Here is a 21,629-nt window from a genome sequence, read left to right on the forward strand (position 1 = left end):
AGGAGTGTGGTTGCACCATGGCAAAAAATAAAAAACGTGGCTTTTTTTCCTGGCTGGGATTAGGGCGTGAAGAGCAGGCGCCGCAGGAAGAGATAAAAGAGACGTTAGAGGAACAGCAGCCCGCTGACGAGACGTCAACGGATGCCGCCACGCCCGCAAAAACCGAGGCAGAGCAGCGCGCCGAAGCGACGGTCAACGTCACTGAAAATGTGGCCCACGATCAGGCCGCACATCCGGAAGCTTACCGTGAACCTGCCGCTGAGCCGCAGCCAGAAGCGAAACCTCAGCCGGAAGAGCTGGCGGTAATTGAGCCCGCGCCGCTGGAAGCGATTTTGCCGGAAGACGACGCGCGCGTTCAGCCCGAGCCGGAAGAAGAGGTGTTACCGGAACAGCTGGCGGTGGTTCAGCCAGAGCCGGAAGAAGAACTTCTGCCGGAAGAGATAGCGATTGTTCATCCTGAGCGGGAAGAAGAGCGCCTGCCGGAAGAGGTAGCCGTTGTTCAGCCTGAGCCCGAAGAAGTGGCTATCATCGCGCCCGTGCCGGAAGAGATTGCTGAAATCGCACCGGACGATGAGATCCTGCCTGAAGAGCTGGAAGCGCTGGCGTTAGCGGCTGACGCAGAGCCGGAGGTGATTGAGGAAGAAGAATCCATCGCCGCCGCGTTAGCGAAAGTGGAGCAGTCAGAGCAGGCCGAGCAGCAGCGCCCGACGAAAGAAGGTTTCTTCGCCCGCCTGAAGCGCAGCCTGGTGAAAACTCGCCAGAATCTGGGCTCCGGCTTTATCGGCCTGTTCCGCGGCAAAAAGATTGATGACGATCTGTTTGAAGAGCTGGAAGAACAGCTGCTGATTGCCGACGTTGGCGTGGAAACCACCCGCCGCATTATCAAAAACCTGACGCAGCAGGCGAACCGTAAACAGCTGCGTGATGCCGAAGCGCTTTATGGCCTGTTGAAGCAGGAAATGTCAGAGATCCTGGCTAAAGTGGAAGAGCCACTGGACGTCACCGGCAAAACGCCGTTTGTGATCCTGATGGTGGGCGTCAATGGCGTCGGCAAAACCACCACCATCGGCAAACTGGCGCGCCAGTATCAGGCCGAAGGCAAATCTGTAATGCTGGCGGCGGGCGATACCTTCCGTGCCGCGGCGGTTGAGCAGCTGCAGGTGTGGGGCCAGCGTAACAATATTCCGGTGATCGCCCAGCAGACCGGGTCGGATTCAGCCTCGGTGATTTTCGATGCGATTCAGGCCGCTAAGGCGCGTAACGTTGACGTGCTGATTGCCGATACTGCCGGTCGCCTGCAGAACAAATCGCACCTGATGGAAGAGCTGAAGAAAATCACCCGCGTGATGAAAAAGCTCGACGATCAGGCGCCGCACGAAGTGATGCTGACCATCGATGCCAGCACCGGCCAGAATGCCATCAGCCAGACTAAGCTGTTCCATGAAGCGGTGGGTCTGACCGGGATTACCCTGACCAAGCTGGATGGCACCGCAAAAGGCGGCGTGATCTTCTCCGTAGCCGATCAGTTCTCCATCCCGATCCGCTATATCGGCGTGGGTGAAGGCATTGAAGATTTACGCGCGTTTAAAGCTGACGATTTTATAGAGGCACTTTTTGCCCGAGAGGACTAATTAGGATGATTCGCTTTGAAGAAGTCAGTAAGGCTTATCTCGGCGGTCGGCAAGCGCTTCAGGGGGTAGATTTCCATCTGCGTCCGGGAGAAATGGCGTTTCTGACCGGACATTCCGGGGCAGGGAAAAGTACCTTGCTGAAGCTTATTTGTGGCATCGAGCGGCCAAGCGCCGGTCAGATCTGGTTTGGCGGCCACGATATCAGCCGCCTGAAAAGCAGCGAAGTGCCGTTTTTACGCCGCCAGATTGGCATGATTTTCCAGGATCACCATCTGCTGATGGATCGATCTGTGTATGACAACGTGGCAATCCCGTTGATCATTGCCGGTGCCAGCGGCGAAGATATTCGCCGCCGCGTGTCGGCCGCGCTGGATAAAGTCGGCCTGCTGGATAAAGCCAAAAGCTATCCGATTCAGTTGTCGGGCGGTGAGCAGCAGCGTGTGGGCATCGCCCGTGCGGTGGTGAACAAACCTGCGGTGCTGCTGGCCGATGAACCGACCGGTAACCTCGACGACGCGCTGTCGGAAGACATCCTGCGTCTGTTTGAAGAATTTAACCGGGTTGGCGTCACCGTTCTGATGGCAACCCACGACCGGGCCTTGATCGCCCGCCGCAACTACCGCCTGATGAGCCTGAATCAGGGACGTTTGCACGGAGGCCAGGGTGGTTAATAAACGCAATTCCCGGGCGCCTGCGCCCAAAGCCGCGAAGCAGAAGCAGCCTTCCAAAAGCAAAGCGCTGAAGGGCGGCTGGCAGGAGCAATGGCGTTATGCGCTGCGCGGCACCTTATCTGATATGTGGCGTCAGCCGCTGGCGACGTTACTGACGGTGATGGTTATCGCCATCTCCCTGACTCTGCCAAGCGTCTGCTATATGGTGTGGAAAAACGTCAACCAGGCGGCGGCACAGTGGTATCCGGCACCGCAGCTAACGGTCTATCTCAGCAAAACGCTGGATGACGATGCCGCTGAAGGTGTTGTCAGCCAGCTGAAGAAAGAAGATGGCGTCGACAAGGTGAACTACCTGTCGCGCGAAGAAGCGATGGGCGAGTTCCGTAACTGGTCTGGCTTTGGCGGGGCAATGGATATGCTTGAGCAGAATCCGCTGCCTGCGGTGGCAATTATCACGCCGAAGCTCAACTTCCAGAATGACAACACCATGACCAACCTGCGCGACCGCGTGTCGAAAGTGCAGGGCGTGGATGAAGTGAAGATGGACGACAGTTGGTTTGCCCGTCTGGCGGCGCTGACCGGACTGGTGGGGCAGGTGGCGGCGATGATCGGCGTGCTGATGATTGTGGCGGTGTTCCTGGTGATCGGCAACAGCGTGCGGCTGAGCATCTTTGCCCGGCGCGATACCATCAACGTGCAGAAGCTGATCGGTGCAACGGATGGCTTTATCCTGCGTCCGTTCCTCTACGGCGGTGCGCTGTTAGGATTCGCCGGTGCGCTGCTGTCGCTGATCCTGTCCGAAGTGCTGGTGTTCCGTCTGGAGTCCGTTGTGACACAGGTGGCGGCGGTGTTTGGCACCACCTTCAACCTGACCGGACTGGCATGGGATGAGAGCCTGCTGTTGCTGCTGGTGTCGGCGATGATTGGCTGGATAGCCGCCTGGCTGGCGACCGTACAACATTTACGTCGTTTTACGCCGCAGTAACCCCTTTACACGTTTTTTGTTATAATCTTCCTCTGTTGCATGAGTAATGTGCTTCAGAGGAAGTCATCAGTTTGTCACTTCCTCCTGCTATACTCTTCCTGCCCAGACGGTGTGTAATTTATTCACCGACGATTGTGAACTTGTGGATAACTTTGACGTCGAAGTAGCACAGATTGCTTTTAATTCTGGCTGCCGTTCACGTACTCTTGTGGACTGTGCAGGGAATTGCGCGGCATTATTGTTAAATACAGAGAGGGTTTGAATGACCAAAGAAATGCAAACTTTAGCTATTGCTCCTTTAGGCAACCTGGATTCTTACATCCGGGCCGCCAATGTCTGGCCTATGCTGACGGCAGAAGAGGAAAAAGCGTTGGCTGAACGGCTGCATTACCAGGGCGATCTGGAAGCAGCTAAAACGCTGATCCTGTCTCACCTGCGCTTTGTTGTTCATGTCGCTCGTAACTATTCGGGCTACGGTCTGCCGCAGGCTGACCTGATTCAGGAAGGTAACATCGGCCTGATGAAAGCGGTTCGCCGCTTTAACCCGGAAGTCGGCGTGCGTCTGGTCTCCTTTGCGGTGCACTGGATTAAAGCTGAGATCCACGAATACGTCCTGCGTAACTGGCGTATCGTGAAGGTCGCCACCACTAAAGCACAGCGCAAGCTGTTCTTTAACCTGCGTAAAGCCAAGCAGCGTTTAGGCTGGTTCAACCAGGAAGAAGTGGAAATGGTTGCCCGTGAACTGGGCGTCACCAGCAAAGACGTGCTGGAGATGGAGTCGCGTATGGCGGCCCAGGACATGACCTTCGATCCGACACCGGATGATGAAGGTGAAGGCCGCTCAATGGCGCCTATGCTCTACCTGCAGGATAAGTCGTCTGACTTTGCCGATGGCATTGAGGAAGATAACTGGGAATCCCACGCGGCTGATAAACTCAGCGATGCGATGCAGGGTCTTGATGAGCGTAGCCAGAATATCATCCGTGCCCGCTGGCTGGACGATGACAACAAAACCACGCTGCAGGAGCTCGCCGATCAATACGGCGTTTCAGCAGAGCGTGTGCGTCAGCTGGAAAAGAACGCGATGAAAAAACTGCGTGTCGCTATCGAAGCGTAATCCATGCGGTAACAAAAAAAGGGCGACTTCGGTCGCCCTTTTTGTTTTTGTCAGTCCGCCCGTTATTGCGCCAGAAAGCCCCAGCCGCCGACCTGAGCAATAAAGCCGGCCTGGCGCATAAACGCAGCCATCACCTCACGATCCTCAACCTGACGGTCCGCAATCCACCACTGCACGATCCCCGGATTCTGCGCCAGCAAATCATTCAGTAAGTAACTGCCCACGCCGCGTCGGCGCGTCACCTCACGCACCATGAAATCCTTTAGCTCGCCCTGCGTGCCGGCGATGGAGGCGTGGACTGCCGCCAGCAGGCGGTCATTGAATTTGGCGGCCCAAACCTGCTGATGTTCATCCAGCGACGCTTCAAGGGCAACAAGGTCAGCCTCTGGCCAGATTTTCGCCAGATCCAGGCGATCCTGATCGGTGAAATTTTGCAATCTGATGATGGTCAGTTTCATGACGAATACCGAACGAGTACGAAAGGCATATTGTAGCGAATTTAGCCAAAGAAGGGCGCTTAACTTTTCCCCAGCGAAAACGGAGTATTCTGTTTGGTGCGACGCGTTAACCCAGCGTGAAAGCTTATCGCTGAACTATTAATCAGCATAAAAGACTGCCATTTTGCTGAAAAAGCCACCGTTGCCACCAGTGTTTTATCCTGCGGGACCTGGGTATTTCTGAATGTGTCAGTTGATTTACAGCAGAATATTCCTGTTTAATAACCTGAAAATTAAAGCCTTATTTATAAAAATCGCCGCGTATTTCGATAACTCTCTCTTTCTTCAGCGTTTTATCTGGGATCCAGCGGCAATAAAACAGCAATCACAACAGATGGGGTAGTACGGATGAAAATCAGTAAAGGTAGCGCGTTTCTGGCAGGTTGTGTGGCACTGGCGATGAGCCACGCGGCCATGGCAAAAGACATTAAAGTGGCCATTGTTGGCGCGATGTCCGGCCCGGTAGCGCAGTATGGTGATATGGAGTTCACCGGTGCCAAGCAGGCGATCGCTGACATCAATGCCAAAGGCGGCGTGAACGGTGACAAACTGGTTGGCGTGGAATATGACGATGCCTGCGATCCAAAACAGGCGGTGGCCGTTGCCAACAAAGTGATCAATGACGGTATCCGTTATGTTATTGGCCACCTCTGCTCGTCTTCTACTCAGCCTGCTTCCGACATCTATGAAGATGAAGGTGTGCTGATGATCACCCCGGCGGCAACCAACGCCGATCTGACCACCCGTGGTTACAAGATGATCATGCGTACCACCGGTCTGGATTCCGACCAGGGCCCAACTGCCGCCACCTATATCCTGAAAGAGATCAAGCCTCAGCGCATCGCGGTCATCCATGACAAGCAGCAGTACGGTGAAGGCCTGGCGCGTTCCGTGCAGGCCAGCCTGAAAAAATCAGGCGGCAACGTGGTGATGTTTGAAGGTATCACCGCGGGCGACAAAGATTTCTCCACGCTGGTGGCACGCCTGAAGAAAGAGAACGTCGACTTCGTCTACTTTGGCGGTTACTACCCGGAGATGGGCCAGATGCTGCGTCAGGCACGTGCTGCCGGCCTGAAGACCCAGTTTATGGGACCAGAAGGCGTGGGCAACTCCTCGCTGTCTAACATCGCAGGTGCTGCGTCTGAAGGCATGCTGGTGACCTTGCCGAAGCGTTACGACCAGGTGCCAGCTAACAAACCGATTGTTGATGCGCTGAAAGCGAAGAAGCTGGATTCAACCGGCCCATTCGTCTGGACCACCTACGCAGCACTGCAGGCGCTGACCACCGGGATGGAGCGCAGCAAAAGTGCTGAGCCAGCCGATATCGCTAAAAATCTGAAGGAAGGCGCAGCGGTGCCAACGGTGATGGGCGACCTGAACTGGGATGAGAAGGGCGATCTGAAAGGCTTTGAATTCGGCATCTTCAAATGGCACGCGGACGGTTCTTCTACCGCAGTGAAATAAATCAGCCATACTTTCCCGGCGGCAGGGGCTGTCCGGGGAAGGCTGACAGCGGTGAAGACGACCGAACAGGTCGTCGGTAACAGTAAACGTCTGGTGAGGGTTCCCGGGCGTTTTTTTCCATTCTCTCCGCCCGTGCGGAAAGAAGTAAGGTAGCAAGGTATGTCCGAGCAGTTTCTCTATTTCCTGCAGCAAATGTTCAACGGCGTAACGTTGGGCAGCACCTACGCGCTGATAGCCATTGGTTACACCATGGTCTACGGCATTATCGGCATGATCAACTTCGCCCATGGCGAGGTCTATATGATCGGCAGCTACGTCTCCTTTATTGTGATTGCGGCCCTGATGATGATGGGCATCGATGTCAGCTGGATGCTGATCGGTGCCGGCTTTATCGTCGCGATTGTGATTGCCAGCGCCTACGGCTGGAGCATTGAGCGCGTGGCCTATAAGCCGGTGCGATCCTCCAAGCGCCTGATCGCGCTGATCTCGGCCATCGGGATGTCGATCTTCTTACAAAACTACGTCAGCCTGACGCAAGGCTCCCGCGATCTTGCGTTGCCAAGCCTGATCACCGGGCAGTGGACGCTGGGCGAGAGCAACGGCTTCTCCGCCACTATCTCCACCATGCAGGTGGTGATCTGGGTGGTGACCTTCCTGTCGATGCTGGCGCTGACGCTGTTTATCCGCTATTCCCGCATGGGACGCGCCTGTCGCGCCTGTGCTGAAGACCTGAAAATGGCCAGCCTGCTGGGCATTAACACCGACCGTGTTATCTCGCTGACCTTTGTTATCGGCGCGGCCATGGCGGCGGTTGCCGGCGTGTTGCTCGGCCAGTTCTACGGCGTGATTAATCCGTACATTGGCTTTATGGCGGGGATGAAGGCGTTTACCGCTGCTGTCCTTGGCGGCATCGGCAGTATTCCTGGCGCGATGCTGGGCGGCCTGATCCTCGGCATCGCCGAAGCGCTGACCTCTGCTTATCTCAGCACCGAATACAAAGATGTGGTCTCTTTTGCGCTGCTGATTGTGGTGCTGCTGGTAATGCCTACCGGTATTCTCGGTCGTCCGGAGGTTGAGAAAGTATGAAACATCTCAACCTGGTTAACGCCGTTGCCTCCGCGCTGATGCTGGTGCTGCTGGCGGCCTTCTTTATGGGCATGCGCCTCGACCTCGACGGCACGCATCTGGTGGTGAATAACGCCGGTCGCGTCCGCTGGAACTGGATTGCACTGGGCGCGGCGGTGGTGTTCCTGTTCCAGCTGCTGCGTCCTTTGCTGCAAAAAAGCCTGAAAAAAATCTCCGGCCCGGCGATGGTTCTGCCGGGTATTGACGGCTCCACGCCGAAGCAAAAGCTGGTGCTGCTGGTAATGATCATTGCCGCCGTGGCCTGGCCATTTATCGTCTCACGCGGCACGGTGGATATCGCCACGCTGACGCTGATCTACGTGATGCTCGGGCTTGGCCTGAACGTGGTGGTCGGCCTTTCCGGTCTGCTGGTGCTGGGCTACGGCGGATTCTATGCCGTGGGCGCCTATACCTTTGCCTTGCTGAATCACTACTACGGTCTGAGCTTCTGGGAGTGCCTGCCGCTGGCCGGTTTGGTGGCGGCGATGTTTGGCCTGCTGCTCGGCTTCCCGGTGTTGCGGCTGCGCGGTGACTATCTGGCGATTGTGACGCTCGGTTTCGGCGAAATCGTGCGTATTCTGCTGCTGAACAACACCGAAATTACCGGTGGCCCGAACGGCATCAGCCAGATCCCAAAACCGTCGCTGTTTGGTCTGGAGTTTAACCGCAGCGTGCGCGACGGCGGATGGGACACCTTCCATAACTTCTTTGGCCTGAAGTACGATCCCAGCGACCGCATTATCTTCCTGTATATGGTGGCGTTGCTGCTGGTGATCATCACGCTGTTTGTGATTAACCGCCTGCTGCGGATGCCGCTGGGACGGGCCTGGGAAGCGCTGCGTGAAGACGAAATTGCCTGCCGCTCGCTGGGCCTGAGCCCAACGCGCATCAAGCTGACCGCCTTCACCATCAGTGCGGCCTTTGCCGGCTTTGCCGGTAGCCTGTTTGCCGCACGCCAGGGCTTTGTCAGCCCGGAATCGTTCACCTTTGCCGAGTCGGCGTTCGTGCTGGCAATTGTGGTACTGGGTGGCATGGGATCGCAGTTTGCGGTGATCCTCGCCGCGGTGCTGCTGGTGGTTTCCCGCGAGCTGATGCGTGATTTGAATGAGTACAGCATGCTGGTGCTCGGCGGTCTGATGGTGCTGATGATGATCTGGCGGCCACAGGGTCTGCTGCCGATGAAGCGTCCGCATCTGAAGTTGAAGACGGTAGAAAAAGGAGAGCAGCCATGACACAGCCTTTGTTGGCCGTAAAAGGCCTGATGATGCGCTTTGGCGGCCTGCTCGCCGTAAATAACGTTGAGCTGGAGCTGCGCCCGCAGGAGATCGTGTCATTAATCGGCCCGAACGGCGCCGGGAAAACCACCGTCTTTAACTGTCTGACCGGTTTCTACCGGCCGACGGGCGGCAGCATCATGCTGCGCGACAAGGATATCGCGGGCCAGCCGGGGCAAAAAATTGCCCGGATGGGCATTGTCCGTACTTTCCAGCACGTGCGTTTGTTCCGCGAAATGACGGTGATCGAGAACCTGTTGGTGGCGCAGCATCAGCATCTGAAAAGCGGCGTTTTTGCCGGTTTGCTGAAAACGCCGGCCTTCCGTAAAGCCGAAAGCGACGCGCTGGATCGTGCCGCCACCTGGCTGGATCGCGTGGGGCTGCTGGAAATGGCCAACCGTCAGGCGGGCAACCTGGCCTACGGTCAGCAGCGTCGTCTGGAAATCGCCCGCTGTATGGTCACCCGGCCGGAAATCCTGATGCTGGATGAGCCAGCCGCCGGCCTGAACCCGAAAGAAACCCACGAGCTTGATGAGCTGATTGCCGAACTGCGCAGCCAGCACAACGTCTCGGTACTGTTGATTGAACATGATATGAAACTGGTTATGGGCATTTCTGACCGCATTTATGTAGTGAACCAGGGCACGCCGCTGGCAAACGGCACGCCGGAACAGATCCGCAACAATCCGGACGTGATCCGTGCCTATCTGGGAGAAGCCTGATATGAATCCGATGCTCTCTCTCGATAACGTCAGCGCCCATTACGGCAAAATTCAGGCGTTGCATAACGTCAGTCTGCATATCAATCAGGGCGAGATTGTCACCCTGATTGGGGCTAACGGCGCGGGCAAAACCACCATCCTCGGCACCTTGTGTGGTGAGCCGCGCGCGACGCAGGGATCGATTACCTTCGACGGTAAAGCGATCACCGAATGGCAAACCGCGCGCATCATGCGTGAAGCCATTGCGATTGTGCCGGAAGGGCGCCGCGTGTTTTCACGGATGACGGTGGAAGAGAACCTGGCGATGGGCGGCTTTTTCGCCGAGCGTCAGCAGTATCAGACCCGCATCAAGCGCGTATATGAGCTGTTCCCACGCCTGTACGAGCGCCGCGTTCAGCGTGCCGGCACCATGTCCGGCGGTGAGCAACAGATGCTGGCGATTGGCCGGGCGTTGATGAGCCAGCCGCGCCTGCTGCTGCTGGATGAGCCCTCGTTAGGCCTGGCGCCGATCATTATCCAGCAGATATTCGACACCATCGAGCAGCTGCGTCAGGAAGGGATGACCATCTTCCTGGTGGAGCAGAACGCTAACCAGGCGCTGAAGCTGGCCGATCGCGGTTATGTGTTAGAAAACGGCCATGTGGTGCTGGAGGATACCGGCGACGCCTTGCTGGCGAACGAAGCGGTGCGCAGCGCCTATCTCGGCGGCTAATGTGTTGTAAACCCGGCGGTTGCAAGGCCGTCAGGCCCACAGCCTGCGGGCGAAGTCGGGGTGACAGGGCGGGATTTTTCCCGCCCTTTTTTGTGCCCGTCAGCGCAAAAAAGGCGGTAATTCACTCGCCTCGTGCGTCACCTGCCTGTCACCTTTCCGTCATAAACCCGTTATCTTTCCGTCATTTTCCCGTGTCATGTTACTTCCCGAACAATAAGAATGCGCGATATCGCGCGATTGACTCCGGGCACAGGATACCGATATGACATCGTTCTCATTTCGTAAAACCGCACTTTGCATGGTACTGGGACTGACCTTCAGCGGTCACGCACTGGCTGCCACCGAGATCCCTTTCTGGCACTCGATGGAAGGCGAACTGGGTGTGGAAGTAAATTCTCTGGCACAACGCTTTAATGAATCTCACCCAGATTACAAAATCGTGCCGACCTACAAAGGCAACTACGAACAGAGCCTGGCGGCCGGGATTGCCGCCGTGCGTTCAGGCAAAGCGCCGGCTATTTTGCAGGTTTACGAAGTGGGTACCGCCACCATGATGGCCTCTAAAGCGATCGTGCCGGTCTACGATGTGTTCAAAAACGCCGGCGTGGCCTTCGATGAGAAGCAGTTCGTGCCGACCGTGGCGGGCTACTACAGCGACGCCAGCGGCCACCTGATTTCTCAGCCGTTTAACAGCTCGACGCCGGTGCTGTATTACAACAAAGACGCCTTCAAAAAAGCCGGTCTGAACCCGGATCAGCCGCCGAAAACCTGGCAGGATCTGGAAAAGGACGCCGCTGCGCTGCGTAAAGCGGGCATGACCTGTGGCTACGCCAGTGGCTGGCAGGGATGGATACAGATTGAGAACTTCAGCGCCTGGCATGCACTGCCGGTCGCCACCCAAAACAACGGTTTTGACGGCACCGATACCGTGCTGGAATTCAACAAGCCGACGCAGGTTCGTCATATCCAGATGCTGGAAGATATGAACAAGAAGGGCGATTTCACCTACTTCGGCCGTAAAGATGAATCCACCGCCAAGTTCTACAACGGCGATTGTGGCATCACCACCGCGTCTTCAGGCTCGCTGGCGGATATCCGTCATTACGCCAAATTTAACTACGGCGTCGGCATGATGCCGTACGACGCCACCGTCCCTGACGCCCCGCAGAACGCCATCATCGGCGGCGCGAGCCTGTGGGTGATGAAAGGCAAAGACGCCAGCACCTACAAAGGCGTGGCCGAGTTTATGGCCTTCCTGGCACAGCCGGATATCGCCGCTGAATGGCACCAGAAAACAGGCTACCTGCCGATCACCACCGCTGCCTATGAGCTGACCCGCAAACAAGGGTTCTACGATAAAAACCCCGGCGCGGACATCGCCACGCGTCAGATGTTGAACAAGCCACCGTTAGCGTTCACCAAAGGGATGCGTCTGGGCAACATGCCGCAGATCCGTACCGTTGTCGACGAAGAGCTGGAAGGCGTCTGGACCGGTAAGAAAACGCCGCAGGCGGCGCTGGATAACGCGGTGACCCGTGGCAATCTGCTGCTGCGTCGCTTTGAGCAGACGGCTAAGCAGTAACGCTTCGCCCACAGGGGCCGCATTCAGTCCAATTCCCGGCTGGATGCGCTCCTGAACCCGTTTTCAGGGCCGCGTTGAGGGTAGTGAACGCGGCCCCTTACTCCTCATATTGGACGACGCTATGTCTTCTTCCCGTCCCGTTTTTCGCTCGCGCTGGCTGCCCTATTTACTGGTGCTGCCTCAGCTGCTGATCACCGTGATCTTCTTCCTCTGGCCCGCCGGTGAAGCCCTGTGGTATTCGGTGCAAAGCGTCGATCCGTTCGGCCTTTCCAGCACCTTTGTCGGCATGGAAAACTTCAGGCGCCTGATCGGCGACGAGTATTACCTCGACTCTTTTCTGACCACGCTGATTTTCAGCGGGCTGGTGACGGTCATCGGACTGGTGGTCTCGCTGTTTTTTGCCGCGCTGGTCGACCATGTCCTGCGCCTGAAGCGCTTCTACCAGACGCTGTTTTTACTGCCTTACGCCGTGGCGCCCGCCGTCGCCGCGGTGTTGTGGATGTTCCTGTTCAGTCCGGGTCTGGGGCTGATTACCCATTTCCTGCGTTACCTCGGCTATGACTGGAACCATGCGCAAAACAGCGGCCAGGCGATGTTCCTGGTGGTGCTGGCCTCGATCTGGCAGCAGATGAGCTACAACTTCCTGTTCTTCTTTGCCGCGCTGCAGTCCATTCCAAAATCGCTGACGGAAGCCGCCGCCATTGATGGCGCGGGTCCGGTCCGGCGCTTTTTCCAGTTATCTCTGCCGCTGATCACCCCGGTCGGCTTCTTTTTAGTGGTGGTGAATGTGGTGTATGCCTTCTTCGACACCTTCCCGGTGATTGACGCCGCCACCGGCGGTGGCCCGGTGCAGTCGACCACCACGCTGATTTATAAAATTTACCGCGAAGGTTTTGCCGGACTCGACCTCTCTTCCTCTTCCGCCCAGTCGGTGGTGCTGATGGTGCTGGTGATTATTCTGACGGTGATCCAGTTCCGCTACGTCGAGAAAAGGGTGCGCTACCAATGATAGAGAACCGACCAGGGCTGACGATGTTCAGCCATATCATGTTGGGACTGGGGATCCTCACCGTGCTGTTCCCGCTGTATGTGGCCTTTGTTGCCGCCACCCTGAGCAACAGTGAAGTGTTCCAGGTGCCGATGACGCTGATCCCCGGCCGGCATTTGCTGGATAACATTGCCAACATCTGGCAGCACGGCGTGGCGCAGAACAGCGCGCCCTTTGGCGTGATGCTGATGAACAGCGCGATCATGGCGCTGAGCATTACGCTGGGGAAAATCACCGTGTCGATCCTCTCCGCCTTTGCGCTGGTGTGGTTCCGCTTCCCGCTGCGCGGGCTGTTCTTCTGGATGATTTTTATCACCCTGATGCTGCCGGTTGAGGTGAGGATCTTCCCGACCGTCGAGGTGATTTCCAACCTGAATATGCTCGACAGCTACAGCGGGCTGACGCTGCCGCTGATGGCTTCCGCCACCGCCACCTTCCTGTTCCGCCAGTTCTTTATGACCCTGCCGGACGAGCTGATTGAAGCGGCGCGAATTGATGGTGCCAGCCCGATGCGCTTCTTCTGGGACATCGTGCTGCCGCTGTCGAAAACTAACCTGGCGGCGCTGTTTGTGATCACCTTTATCTACGGCTGGAACCAGTATATGTGGCCGCTGCTGATCATCAGCGAAGCGGACCTTGGCACCGCCGTCGCCGGTATCCGCAGCATGATTGGCAACGGTGACGGCTCGACCCAATGGAATCTGGTGATGACCGCCATGCTGCTGACCATGGTGCCGCCGATTGTGATTGTTTTAGTGATGCAGCGCGCCTTTGTTCGCGGGCTGGTTGAGAGCGAGAAATAAGTTATGGCAGGCGTAAAACTTCAGGCTGTTACCAAATCCTATGACGGCAAAAATCAGATCATTCAGCCGCTCGACGTTGAAATCCGCGACGGTGAATTTATGGTGATGGTGGGTCCCTCCGGCTGCGGAAAATCCACGCTGCTGCGCATGGTCGCCGGGCTGGAAGAGGTCACCAGCGGCGATATCTATATCGATACCCAGCGCGTCACCGATCTTGAACCGAAAGATCGGGGCATCGCCATGGTGTTCCAGAACTACGCGCTCTATCCGCATATGAGCGTTGAGCAGAACATGGCGTATGGCCTGAAGATTCGCGGCATGGGCAAAGAGCATGTGCGGCAGAAAGTGCTGGAAGCCGCCAAAAGCCTGGAGCTGGAAGCCTTGCTGCATCGCCGCCCGCGTGAGCTCTCTGGCGGCCAGCGGCAGCGCGTGGCGATGGGCAGAGCGATTGTACGTGAGCCGGCGGTATTCCTGTTCGATGAACCCTTATCCAACCTCGATGCCCGCCTGCGCGTGCAGATGCGCCTTGAGCTGCAGCTGCTGCACCGCCGCCTGAACACCACCAGCTTGTATGTTACCCACGATCAGGTGGAAGCGATGACGCTGGCGCAGCGGGTAATGGTGATGAACAAAGGGGTGCTGGAGCAGTTGGGTACGCCGGTGGAGGTGTATGAACGTCCGGCGACGCGCTTTGTCGCCAGCTTTATTGGCGCGCCGTCGATGAACCTGATGGATGGCCAGTTAAATGATGATGGCAGCCGGCTGACGTTGTCCGATTGCTTTACGATCCCGTTGCCGCAAGCGAAAGCGCGTTGGGCGGGCCGCCCGTTGACGCTGGGTATTCGCCCGGAGCATATTAAACTCGCGTCGCCGCAGGACGGCTTGCCGCTGGTGGTTGAAACGCTGGAAATGCTGGGCGCGGATAATCTGGCGCACGGCAAGTGGGGCGGGCAGTCGCTGGTGGTACGCCTGCCGCATATCGAGCGTCCGGCGATTGGCAGCACATTGTGGCTGCATCTGCCGACAGACTCGCTACACTTCTTTGAACCCTCTACTGGACAACGGCTCGAATGATGAACAAAGCCTGGCCTTACCCCCCGATTGTGGCCCATCGCGGCGGCGGTAAACTCGCCCCGGAAAACACCCTCGCCAGCATTGATGTTGGCGCGAAACTGGGCCACAAGATGATCGAATTTGACGTGAAGCTGTCGCAGGATGGCGAAATCTTCCTGCTGCACGACGACACGCTGGACAGGACCAGCAATGGCTGGGGAATTGCCGGGCAGCTTCCCTGGGAAAAGCTGGTGCAGCTGGATGTCGGCGGCTGGTACGGCAAGGATTTCGCCGATCAGCGCCTGCCGTTGCTGTCGCAGGTGGCGAAGCGCTGTGCCGAGCACCAGATGATGGCCAATATCGAAATCAAACCCACCACCGGTCTGGAAGCCGAAACCGGACGGGTGGTGGCGCTGGCCGCGCGGGATCTCTGGCATATGCAACCCGCAGCACCGCTGCTCTCGTCGTTTTCAACGGTGGCACTGGCCGCGGCGAAAGAGGCGGCACCGGAGCTGCCACGGGGTTTGCTGCTGCATGAATGGCACGATAACTGGCAGGAAATGACCGATGCACTGCAGTGCGTGTCGATTCACTTCAATCACAAGGTGTTGAGCGAGAAGCGCGTGGCTGAGCTGAAAAAATCCGGCTTACGTATTCTGGTGTACACGGTGAACGATGCCGACAGGGCTGCACAGTTGTTGAAGTGGGGTGTCGATGCGATCTGTACCGATGCCATCGATACCCTTGGCCCCGACTTTGCCTCTCAACTGCATCGCTGAGGCGGCAACCGCGTGAGCTGACCAGATGAACCCCGGCCACTGACTGATGTCAGCGTCGGGGTTCTCAGTGCTTGCCGCTTTATTGTCGCGCCAGCACTGTGGGTAAGGTGGGGATTAATTGTTGTTTTGCTGCACCGGCGGCAGGGTGTTGGTTCCCGGCTGTGACTGGATCACGCGCTGGGAAGCACTGTTCCGCTGCTCCTGAACTTTCCGCTGTGTGTCCTGGCTTTGACGTTGCTGATCCTGCTGCAACTTCAGTTTCTGCTGGGACTGTTGCGTCTGCATCTGGCTCTGCATCCGTTGAGTGCTGGGATTATAGCCCGGCTGGTTTGGCTGATTGTTGTTCAACATGTTGGCCATGCCGCTCAACGGTGCCAGTGCGGCAACAAAAATAACTAACCATTTCATAAACTGCCTCCGTGTTAGATTACTCAAGTGTATGCCAGGGCCACCAAACTGCCTCCAGGAGTCAACTGAATTTCAGTCCCGCCTCGCCTTTTCTCTTATTTCGTACACACTTATCAGCAGTAAACAAACGTAAATAAGACTAACAAGAGGTGAAGATGACAGGACAGGGTAAGTTAACGCGGCTTGCGGGACCGCTAATGATCGGGCTGTTACTGTGGCAGGGTGCCAGTGCTGCGCCCACCGCACCGGCAGTTTCTTACGGGGTGGATGCCGATACCTTCCATCCGGTGAAAGAGCAACATGGGATGGTGTCGTCAGTGGATGCGACAGCAACTCAGGTTGGCGTGGATATCCTTAAGCAGGGTGGCAACGCGGTGGATGCGGCGATTGCCGTCGGTTATGCGCTGGCGGTGACCCATCCGCAGGCCGGCAACCTCGGCGGCGGCGGCTTTATGATGCTGCGCACCGCCTCAGGCCGTACCACCGCCATCGACTTCCGCGAAATGGCCCCAACCCGCGCCAGTCGCGATATGTTCCTCGATGCGCAGGGCAATGCCGACAGCAAAAAATCCCTCACCTCTCACCTGGCGTCCGGCGTACCTGGCACGGTAGCGGGCTTTGCGCTGGCGAATAAAGAGTACGGCACTATGCCGCTCAGCCGTCTGATCCAGCCGGCGATCAAACTGGCCAGCAAAGGCATCGTGGTCAATCAGGCGCTGGCTGACGATCTGAAGGTCTATGGCAAAGAAGTGCTGATTAACCATCCCAACAGCAAAGCGATTTTCTACAAGGCGGATGGTCAGCCTTATGCCCGCGGCGAGACGCTGGTGCAGCGCAATCTGGCCCACAGCCTGACGCTGATTGCCAGCCAGGGACCGGACGCCTTCTACAAGGGCGCTATCGCCACGCAGATTGACGAGGAAATGGCGGCGCACGGCGGCTTAATCAGCAAAGTGGACCTGGCGAAATACCAGGCGATTGAGCGTAAGCCAATCAGCGGTACCTATCGCGGCTATGAAGTCTTCTCTATGCCACCGCCCTCTTCCGGCGGGATCCATATCGTGCAGATCCTGAATATCCTGGAAAACTTCGATCTGGCGAAAATGGGCTTCGGCAGCGCCGATGCCATGCAGGTGATGGCGGAAGCGGAAAAATATGCCTATGCCGACCGCTCGGAATATCTCGGCGATCCGGACTTTGTGAAGGTGCCGTGGCAGGCGCTGACCAGCAAAGCCTATGCGAAATCGCTGGCGCAGCAGATTGATGTGAATAAGGCGCGGCCGTCTTCGGAGATCAAACCGGGCAAGCTGGCACCGTATGAAAGTAACCAGACCACCCATTTCTCGGTGGTGGATAAGCAGGGCAATGCGGTGGCGGTGACCTACACGCTGAACACCTATTTTGGCAGCGGTATCGTGGCGGGTAACAGTGGCATCCTGATGAACAATGAAATGGATGACTTCTCTGCCAAGCCGGGCACGCCGAACGTCTATGGCCTGGTGGGCGGCGAAGCCAATGCGGTGGGGCCGTATAAGCGACCGTTGTCATCAATGTCGCCGACTATCGTGGCGAAAGATGGCAAAACCTGGCTGGTGACCGGCAGCCCTGGCGGCAGCCGCATAATCACCACCGTGCTGCAAATGGTGGTCAACAGCATCGATTACGGGATGAATATCGCTGAAGCGACCAACGCACCACGCTTCCATCACCAGTGGTTGCCGGATCAGCTGCGGGTTGAAAAGGGCTTCAGCCCGGACAGCCTGAAACTGCTGGAAGCCAAAGGTCAGCATGTGAAGGTGATGCCGGCGATGGGCAGCACGCAGAGCATTATGATTGGGCCGGACGGCATGCTGTATGGCGCATCCGATCCGCGCACCATTGATGATTTAACGGCGGGTTACTGACCGGCTGAGAACCCCCGGCGGTCGGGGGTTCTGCACGTTCCTTCCTGAGAGGCGCTTACGCCTCTCTTTTTCGTTCATGTGCGGCGAGCAGCTGATTAAACGCCCCGCCTGAACAGCCCTGTTGCAACGCCTCCAGAATCAACTGCTGCTGAGTCTTCGGCACCAGCCCACCCAATGGCGGATCGGTATCCAGATTGGTGGGGAAGGAATAGCCTTCACCACTCGCGGCCACCACCGCGTGCAGCTGTGCGTCGCTCAGGGTTTTGCTCAGCAAGGCCGGATAGATCGCCTCCAGCACCTTGACGTGATTCACTTTTTCCATCGTTTTGCCAAAGGCCGACGAGACCTGCAGCAAATTGGCGGTGCGAATATGATCCGCAGTGACGTTGTTGCCGGCGGCATGGAACAGCGCCGGATTGAAGAACAGCCCATCGCCTTTTTTCAGCGGCAGCTGAATGGCGTACTGTTGGAAGAAGGCGATAAAGCGCGGATCGCGCCAGGCCAGATAGCCTTCGGCATACTGTTGTGACCACGGCAGAAGCTGCGTGGGGCCAGATTCCAACGGCATGTCGCTGTGGGCGACCGCACCCTGCAGCGTCAGATATTGCGACAGGATCTGCAACGGCAGCGGGAAGCGGGCGACAACCTCATTAACCTGAAAACCCAGATGGTAATCGCGGTGCGGCTGCTGCGCTTTGCCACCCGGACGCACCTGATTCACCTGCGCCGTCATTTCATAACCAGGCCCCACCCAGGCTTCGCAAATCAGCGCCAGTAAGGGGTTGCTGTAGTAATCGATAAACGCATCGGCATCGCGCTCCGCCACCTTTTGCAGGGCATTCCAGATACGGCCATTGCTGCCGGCTTTGGCAAAGTGATCGCCACCGCCGCCGCTGGCGGCTTCACTGGCGAGAATTTCCTCAAACAGCGTGCTGCTGCGATCCACGGCGGAAAGGTCTTCATACAAACCCTGCACCACAAACACGCCGGGCCCACTGGATAATGCGCGATGCAGCTCGGCCAGCAGCTTCTGGCGGTCGGTTTCTGCGGCTTTCAGCAGATCGTCACGGTGGTAAATCAGCACGTTTTTTTCGGCGGAGCGGGCCAGCGGGAAGTCGCCCTTCGGCAAGGTCTGCGCACAGAGGGTAGCGAAATCATCCAGCGAAATCTGGCTGTCATTAATATAAATCTGAGTCATTGGGCACCTCACAGCGTCAACGCATGGGATGGCTGGAAGCCACCGTTATCACCACAGCCAACCACCGACTGATCGAAGTCGATCACCGCGCCGGTCATCATTCCTGACTCTTCGGAGAGCAGGAAAGCCACGCCACGGGCAACTTCAGTCGGTTTCAGCAGGCGGCCAAAGGGCTGCTGCTGCTCCGCTTTTTCCAGCCAGCCGTCTTCTGCCTGATGGTATTGCCGCTGGATATCGTCCTCATGTGGCGTATCCATCCAGCCGATGTTGAGGCCATTGACCCGGATGCGGTTACGCATGGCGCTGAAGGCAACGTTTTTGGTCAGCGTCACCAGCGCGCCCTTTGACGCGGCATAGGCGCTAAGAAAGCTCTGGCCGCCGTGTGAAGTCATGGTGATGATATTGACGATGCTGCCCTCAACGCCTTTGGCGATCATCAGCTTGATCGCCGCCTGCATCAGGAAGAAGGGCGCCCGCACGTTGACCGCCATAATGGCGTCGAACAGTTGCGGCGAGGTGTCGAGGATGGTGCCGCGATCGGACATGCCCGCGCAGTTAACCAACCCGTGCAGCGTGCCAAAACAGGACTCTGCCGCGGCGACCACCTTTTCGCAGGCGGCCGGTGAGCTGATGTCGGCTTCGACGAAGATCGCTTCACAGCCGGAGTGGCTCAGGGTTTCGACCTGCTGGCGTCCGGCGTCGGTATTGCGTCCGCAGATCACGATGCCGCGCGCGCCACGCTTCGCCAGCAGCTGGGCCACCGCCGCGCCCAGTCCCTGGGTGCCACCGGTGACCACGAACACCTTATTGTTGAAGATAGTGCTTTCAGTCAGGCTCATTATTTGTCCTTTCTTTTTGTCGGGGGAGGTAAGGTCTGTTCACTTGCTGACCCTGACCTTAGCAATTACATTTGATTAACAATACGTCGGCATAACCTCAAAAAGACCTCAATTTATGGCTAACCCGTTTTCACTTAAGCAAATCGCGGCCCAGTCGGGCGTCAGTAAAGCCACGGTCGATCGGGCGCTGCACCAGCGGGGCAGCGTGCATCCGCGCACCGCACGGCGGATTGCGCAGGCCATCCGCGATCTGGAGTTGCAGCAGCGCGCCAGCCTGGCCAGCGGCCGTACCTTGCCGATCGATTTAGTGATGCATGCGCCTGAGCGCTTCAGCTCGCTGACGCTGGCGGCGCTGCTCAGCCAGATAAAAAGCTTTGCGCCGTTCCGGCTGACTCTGCGCTGCCATATTGTTGAGGAAACCACGCCAGAAGAGCTGGTGCGTGAACTGCGCCGCTGTGGCAATGACAGCTACGGCGTGCTGCTAAAGGCCAGTGACCATCCGTTGCTGGAAAGCGCGGTTGCCGAACTGGCCGCGCTGCGCGTCCCGGTGGTAACCCTGGTCACCGACCTGCCGCACAGCGAGCGCATTCGTTATGTCGGCATGGACAATGAAGGGGCAGGGCGAACGGCGGCCTGGCTGATGTCGCGCTGGCTGCCGGCTGAGGCACAAACGGTGGCTGTGGCGCTAAGCAGCGCGGGATTTCGCGGCGAAGAGCAGCGTATGGAAGGGTTTATGGCGACGCTACAACAACGCGCGCCCTGGCTGAATACCGTCGCGGTCAGCGAAGGCTATGGCATCGATCAGCTGACCTTTACCCAGATGTGCGCAGCGCTGGAACAGGACAGCACCATCCAGTCCGTTTACAGCGTTGGCGGCGGCAACAGCGCCATCCTGCGGGCCTTTGCGGCGATGGATCGTGAGGTGAAAGTCTTTATTGGCCACGATCTGGATGAGGAGAACCGCCAGTTACTGACGGCGGAGAAGCTGGACGCGGTAATTGACCACGATCTGCGGGAGGATGCGCGCACGGCGTTCAGTGCCATCCTGCGTTTTCATGGTTTCCTGCCGGCGGAAGAAGCGCAGCAAACGGCGTTTTCACGGGTGATCGTGGCCACGCCGTTCAATGTTTAGACCGGCGATGGCGCATTTTTAAGACGCGCCATAAACAGCGCATCCACCTGCTGACCCTCGCGGACCGCAAAACGGCGGGCAACGCCTTCGGTAACAAAGCCGAAGCGCTGATAGAGGGCAATCGCCGTGGCATTATCAGCGAACACCGTCAGCTCAATGCGTTCGATGCTCAGCCAGTTATCGCAAAGGACGATCATCTCTTTCATCAGCGCTGAAGCCACGCCTTTGCCGCGATGATGAACATCGACGCAGATGCCAAACGATGCGGTGTGACGACGACGTAACCGGGTGTTCACTTCCAGCGTCAGATCGCCCACCACCTGGCCATCAATGCAGGCGACAAACCGCTGCTGACCCTCTTTCGGCGAGTCCAGCCGCTGCTGCCACATTTGCTGCGAGGGATGCGGAAGCTGGAGCGTATCGCGATAGGTTTCGGGCTGACTGAGGATGCGAAAAAGCGCCTCAGCATCAGTCGGTTCGGCATGACGTATAACGATCTCACTCATTTCCCTGCTCCTTGTTTTCCGCTAATCCTCTTTAAGATCATGGCCTTTAGCCGATAAATCAAGCAAAAAAATGCTTTACAAGTGCGAATGATAATGATTATTATTGTCATGCGTTCCCGGCATAGGCTTCACGGACCATCGGGAAAGCACGACATTGCTCACATTGCTTCCAAGTATTA

At 57.4% G+C, this 21,629-nt stretch carries 21 protein-coding genes; 16 read left to right on the plus strand and 5 right to left on the minus strand.

Going from position 1 to position 21,629, the window contains the following annotated elements; all coding sequences use genetic code 11:
• Positions 1–17: 17 nt before the first annotated feature.
• The 4 genes from ftsY to rpoH all read left to right on the plus strand — a co-directional run bounded on the left by ftsY (position 18) and on the right by rpoH (position 4,404).
• Entirely contained in the window at positions 18–1,631 is a 1,614-nt protein-coding gene (gene ftsY, locus AC0IXH_RS19505) for a signal recognition particle-docking protein FtsY (RefSeq protein WP_471720877.1), read from the plus strand.
• Positions 1,632–1,636: 5 nt separating this feature from the next.
• The gene (ftsE, locus tag AC0IXH_RS19510) at positions 1,637–2,302 is read left to right on the plus strand and encodes a cell division ATP-binding protein FtsE (RefSeq protein WP_013204253.1); all 666 of its coding nucleotides are present in this window, start codon (positions 1,637–1,639) and stop codon (positions 2,300–2,302) included.
• Positions 2,295–3,287: a permease-like cell division protein FtsX gene (ftsX, locus tag AC0IXH_RS19515; RefSeq protein WP_013204252.1), complete on the plus strand. Its 993-nt coding sequence runs from the start codon at positions 2,295–2,297 to the stop codon at positions 3,285–3,287. The genes ftsE and ftsX overlap by 8 nt, the downstream gene beginning before the upstream one ends.
• Before the next feature lie 262 nt (positions 3,288–3,549).
• Positions 3,550–4,404: an RNA polymerase sigma factor RpoH gene (gene rpoH / locus AC0IXH_RS19520; RefSeq protein ID WP_013204251.1), complete on the plus strand. Its 855-nt coding sequence runs from the start codon at positions 3,550–3,552 to the stop codon at positions 4,402–4,404.
• A 62-nt stretch (positions 4,405–4,466) separates the two neighbouring features.
• On the opposite strand, the gene panM is transcribed toward rpoH, so the two are convergent.
• Positions 4,467–4,862 (minus strand): aspartate 1-decarboxylase autocleavage activator PanM, encoded by a 396-nt coding sequence (gene panM / locus AC0IXH_RS19525; protein WP_471720878.1) that lies wholly within the window; start codon positions 4,860–4,862, stop codon positions 4,467–4,469.
• Positions 4,863–5,249: 387 nt separating this feature from the next.
• Between panM and AC0IXH_RS19530 the strand changes: the two genes are divergently transcribed.
• The 10 genes from AC0IXH_RS19530 to ugpQ all read left to right on the plus strand — a co-directional run bounded on the left by AC0IXH_RS19530 (position 5,250) and on the right by ugpQ (position 15,463).
• On the plus strand, positions 5,250–6,365 hold the full coding sequence (locus tag AC0IXH_RS19530; RefSeq protein ID WP_105760373.1) for a branched-chain amino acid ABC transporter substrate-binding protein: 1,116 nt from the start codon (positions 5,250–5,252) through the stop codon (positions 6,363–6,365).
• Between the two features lie 159 nt (positions 6,366–6,524).
• The gene (livH, locus tag AC0IXH_RS19535) at positions 6,525–7,451 is read left to right on the plus strand and encodes a high-affinity branched-chain amino acid ABC transporter permease LivH (RefSeq protein ID WP_013204246.1); all 927 of its coding nucleotides are present in this window, start codon (positions 6,525–6,527) and stop codon (positions 7,449–7,451) included.
• Positions 7,448–8,722, plus strand: a complete 1,275-nt coding sequence (locus tag AC0IXH_RS19540) for a high-affinity branched-chain amino acid ABC transporter permease LivM (RefSeq protein ID WP_013204245.1) — start codon at positions 7,448–7,450, stop codon at positions 8,720–8,722. The genes livH and AC0IXH_RS19540 overlap by 4 nt, the downstream gene beginning before the upstream one ends.
• Positions 8,719–9,486 (plus strand): high-affinity branched-chain amino acid ABC transporter ATP-binding protein LivG, encoded by a 768-nt coding sequence (gene livG / locus AC0IXH_RS19545; protein WP_013204244.1) that lies wholly within the window; start codon positions 8,719–8,721, stop codon positions 9,484–9,486. Before AC0IXH_RS19540 ends, livG begins: the two co-directional genes overlap by 4 nt.
• A gap of 1 nt (position 9,487) precedes the next feature.
• Entirely contained in the window at positions 9,488–10,198 is a 711-nt protein-coding gene (gene livF / locus AC0IXH_RS19550) for a high-affinity branched-chain amino acid ABC transporter ATP-binding protein LivF (protein ID WP_071290302.1), read from the plus strand.
• Between the two features lie 262 nt (positions 10,199–10,460).
• The gene (gene ugpB / locus AC0IXH_RS19555) at positions 10,461–11,780 is read left to right on the plus strand and encodes a sn-glycerol-3-phosphate ABC transporter substrate-binding protein UgpB (protein WP_013204242.1); all 1,320 of its coding nucleotides are present in this window, start codon (positions 10,461–10,463) and stop codon (positions 11,778–11,780) included.
• 121 nt (positions 11,781–11,901) lie between these two features.
• Positions 11,902–12,789, plus strand: a complete 888-nt coding sequence (gene ugpA / locus AC0IXH_RS19560; protein ID WP_013204241.1) for a sn-glycerol-3-phosphate ABC transporter permease UgpA — start codon at positions 11,902–11,904, stop codon at positions 12,787–12,789.
• Positions 12,786–13,631, plus strand: a complete 846-nt coding sequence (gene ugpE / locus AC0IXH_RS19565; protein WP_013204240.1) for a sn-glycerol-3-phosphate ABC transporter permease UgpE — start codon at positions 12,786–12,788, stop codon at positions 13,629–13,631. Before ugpA ends, ugpE begins: the two co-directional genes overlap by 4 nt.
• 3 nt (positions 13,632–13,634) lie before the next feature.
• Positions 13,635–14,705 (plus strand): sn-glycerol-3-phosphate import ATP-binding protein UgpC, encoded by a 1,071-nt coding sequence (locus AC0IXH_RS19570; protein ID WP_013204239.1) that lies wholly within the window; start codon positions 13,635–13,637, stop codon positions 14,703–14,705.
• Positions 14,705–15,463: a glycerophosphodiester phosphodiesterase gene (ugpQ, locus tag AC0IXH_RS19575; RefSeq protein WP_471721169.1), complete on the plus strand. Its 759-nt coding sequence runs from the start codon at positions 14,705–14,707 to the stop codon at positions 15,461–15,463. The genes AC0IXH_RS19570 and ugpQ overlap by 1 nt, the downstream gene beginning before the upstream one ends.
• Before the next feature lie 114 nt (positions 15,464–15,577).
• On the opposite strand, the gene AC0IXH_RS19580 is transcribed toward ugpQ, so the two are convergent.
• Complete coding sequence (locus AC0IXH_RS19580; RefSeq protein ID WP_265909275.1) at positions 15,578–15,871, minus strand: DUF2756 domain-containing protein; 294 nt, start codon at positions 15,869–15,871, stop codon at positions 15,578–15,580.
• Between the two features lie 155 nt (positions 15,872–16,026).
• On the opposite strand from AC0IXH_RS19580, the gene ggt reads away from it, so the two are divergent.
• Positions 16,027–17,775, plus strand: a complete 1,749-nt coding sequence (gene ggt / locus AC0IXH_RS19585; RefSeq protein ID WP_346596168.1) for a gamma-glutamyltransferase — start codon at positions 16,027–16,029, stop codon at positions 17,773–17,775.
• A 55-nt stretch (positions 17,776–17,830) separates the two neighbouring features.
• Here ggt and AC0IXH_RS19590 read toward each other — a convergent pair whose 3' ends face one another.
• Both AC0IXH_RS19590 and AC0IXH_RS19595 read right to left on the minus strand, forming a co-directional pair.
• A complete protein-coding gene (locus tag AC0IXH_RS19590) occupies positions 17,831–18,973 on the minus strand; it encodes a phytanoyl-CoA dioxygenase family protein (RefSeq protein WP_471720879.1) in 1,143 nt (380 codons plus the stop codon).
• Between the two features lie 8 nt (positions 18,974–18,981).
• Complete coding sequence (locus AC0IXH_RS19595; RefSeq protein WP_013204234.1) at positions 18,982–19,812, minus strand: SDR family oxidoreductase; 831 nt, start codon at positions 19,810–19,812, stop codon at positions 18,982–18,984.
• 115 nt (positions 19,813–19,927) lie between these two features.
• On the opposite strand from AC0IXH_RS19595, the gene AC0IXH_RS19600 reads away from it, so the two are divergent.
• Positions 19,928–20,944, plus strand: coding sequence for a LacI family DNA-binding transcriptional regulator (locus AC0IXH_RS19600; RefSeq protein WP_041692148.1), 1,017 nt, complete (start codon positions 19,928–19,930; stop codon positions 20,942–20,944).
• Here AC0IXH_RS19600 and AC0IXH_RS19605 read toward each other — a convergent pair.
• Positions 20,941–21,450, minus strand: a complete 510-nt coding sequence (locus AC0IXH_RS19605) for a GNAT family N-acetyltransferase (protein WP_206404344.1) — start codon at positions 21,448–21,450, stop codon at positions 20,941–20,943. The genes AC0IXH_RS19600 and AC0IXH_RS19605 overlap by 4 nt on opposite strands.
• Positions 21,451–21,629: the final 179 nt, after the last annotated feature.

This window comes from Erwinia sp. AC075 (genome assembly GCF_979253995.1).

What these genes read in the sequence shown, in the direction of transcription:
- ftsY (WP_471720877.1), top strand. Translation starts at nt 18, where the DNA reads ATGGCAAAAAATAAAAAACGTGGCTTTTTTTCCTGGCTGGGATTAGGG.
- ftsE (WP_013204253.1), top strand. Translation starts at nt 1,637, where the DNA reads ATGATTCGCTTTGAAGAAGTCAGTAAGGCTTATCTCGGCGGTCGGCAA.
- rpoH (WP_013204251.1), top strand. Translation starts at nt 3,550, where the DNA reads ATGACCAAAGAAATGCAAACTTTAGCTATTGCTCCTTTAGGCAACCTG.
- panM (WP_471720878.1), bottom strand. Translation starts at nt 4,862, where the DNA reads ATGAAACTGACCATCATCAGATTGCAAAATTTCACCGATCAGGATCGC.
- AC0IXH_RS19530 (WP_105760373.1), top strand. Translation starts at nt 5,250, where the DNA reads ATGAAAATCAGTAAAGGTAGCGCGTTTCTGGCAGGTTGTGTGGCACTG.
- livH (WP_013204246.1), top strand. Translation starts at nt 6,525, where the DNA reads ATGTCCGAGCAGTTTCTCTATTTCCTGCAGCAAATGTTCAACGGCGTA.
- AC0IXH_RS19540 (WP_013204245.1), top strand. Translation starts at nt 7,448, where the DNA reads ATGAAACATCTCAACCTGGTTAACGCCGTTGCCTCCGCGCTGATGCTG.
- livG (WP_013204244.1), top strand. Translation starts at nt 8,719, where the DNA reads ATGACACAGCCTTTGTTGGCCGTAAAAGGCCTGATGATGCGCTTTGGC.
- livF (WP_071290302.1), top strand. Translation starts at nt 9,488, where the DNA reads ATGAATCCGATGCTCTCTCTCGATAACGTCAGCGCCCATTACGGCAAA.
- ugpB (WP_013204242.1), top strand. Translation starts at nt 10,461, where the DNA reads ATGACATCGTTCTCATTTCGTAAAACCGCACTTTGCATGGTACTGGGA.
- ugpA (WP_013204241.1), top strand. Translation starts at nt 11,902, where the DNA reads ATGTCTTCTTCCCGTCCCGTTTTTCGCTCGCGCTGGCTGCCCTATTTA.
- ugpE (WP_013204240.1), top strand. Translation starts at nt 12,786, where the DNA reads ATGATAGAGAACCGACCAGGGCTGACGATGTTCAGCCATATCATGTTG.
- AC0IXH_RS19570 (WP_013204239.1), top strand. Translation starts at nt 13,635, where the DNA reads ATGGCAGGCGTAAAACTTCAGGCTGTTACCAAATCCTATGACGGCAAA.
- ugpQ (WP_471721169.1), top strand. Translation starts at nt 14,705, where the DNA reads ATGAACAAAGCCTGGCCTTACCCCCCGATTGTGGCCCATCGCGGCGGC.
- AC0IXH_RS19580 (WP_265909275.1), bottom strand. Translation starts at nt 15,871, where the DNA reads ATGAAATGGTTAGTTATTTTTGTTGCCGCACTGGCACCGTTGAGCGGC.
- ggt (WP_346596168.1), top strand. Translation starts at nt 16,027, where the DNA reads ATGACAGGACAGGGTAAGTTAACGCGGCTTGCGGGACCGCTAATGATC.
- AC0IXH_RS19590 (WP_471720879.1), bottom strand. Translation starts at nt 18,973, where the DNA reads ATGACTCAGATTTATATTAATGACAGCCAGATTTCGCTGGATGATTTC.
- AC0IXH_RS19595 (WP_013204234.1), bottom strand. Translation starts at nt 19,812, where the DNA reads ATGAGCCTGACTGAAAGCACTATCTTCAACAATAAGGTGTTCGTGGTC.
- AC0IXH_RS19600 (WP_041692148.1), top strand. Translation starts at nt 19,928, where the DNA reads ATGGCTAACCCGTTTTCACTTAAGCAAATCGCGGCCCAGTCGGGCGTC.
- AC0IXH_RS19605 (WP_206404344.1), bottom strand. Translation starts at nt 21,450, where the DNA reads ATGAGTGAGATCGTTATACGTCATGCCGAACCGACTGATGCTGAGGCG.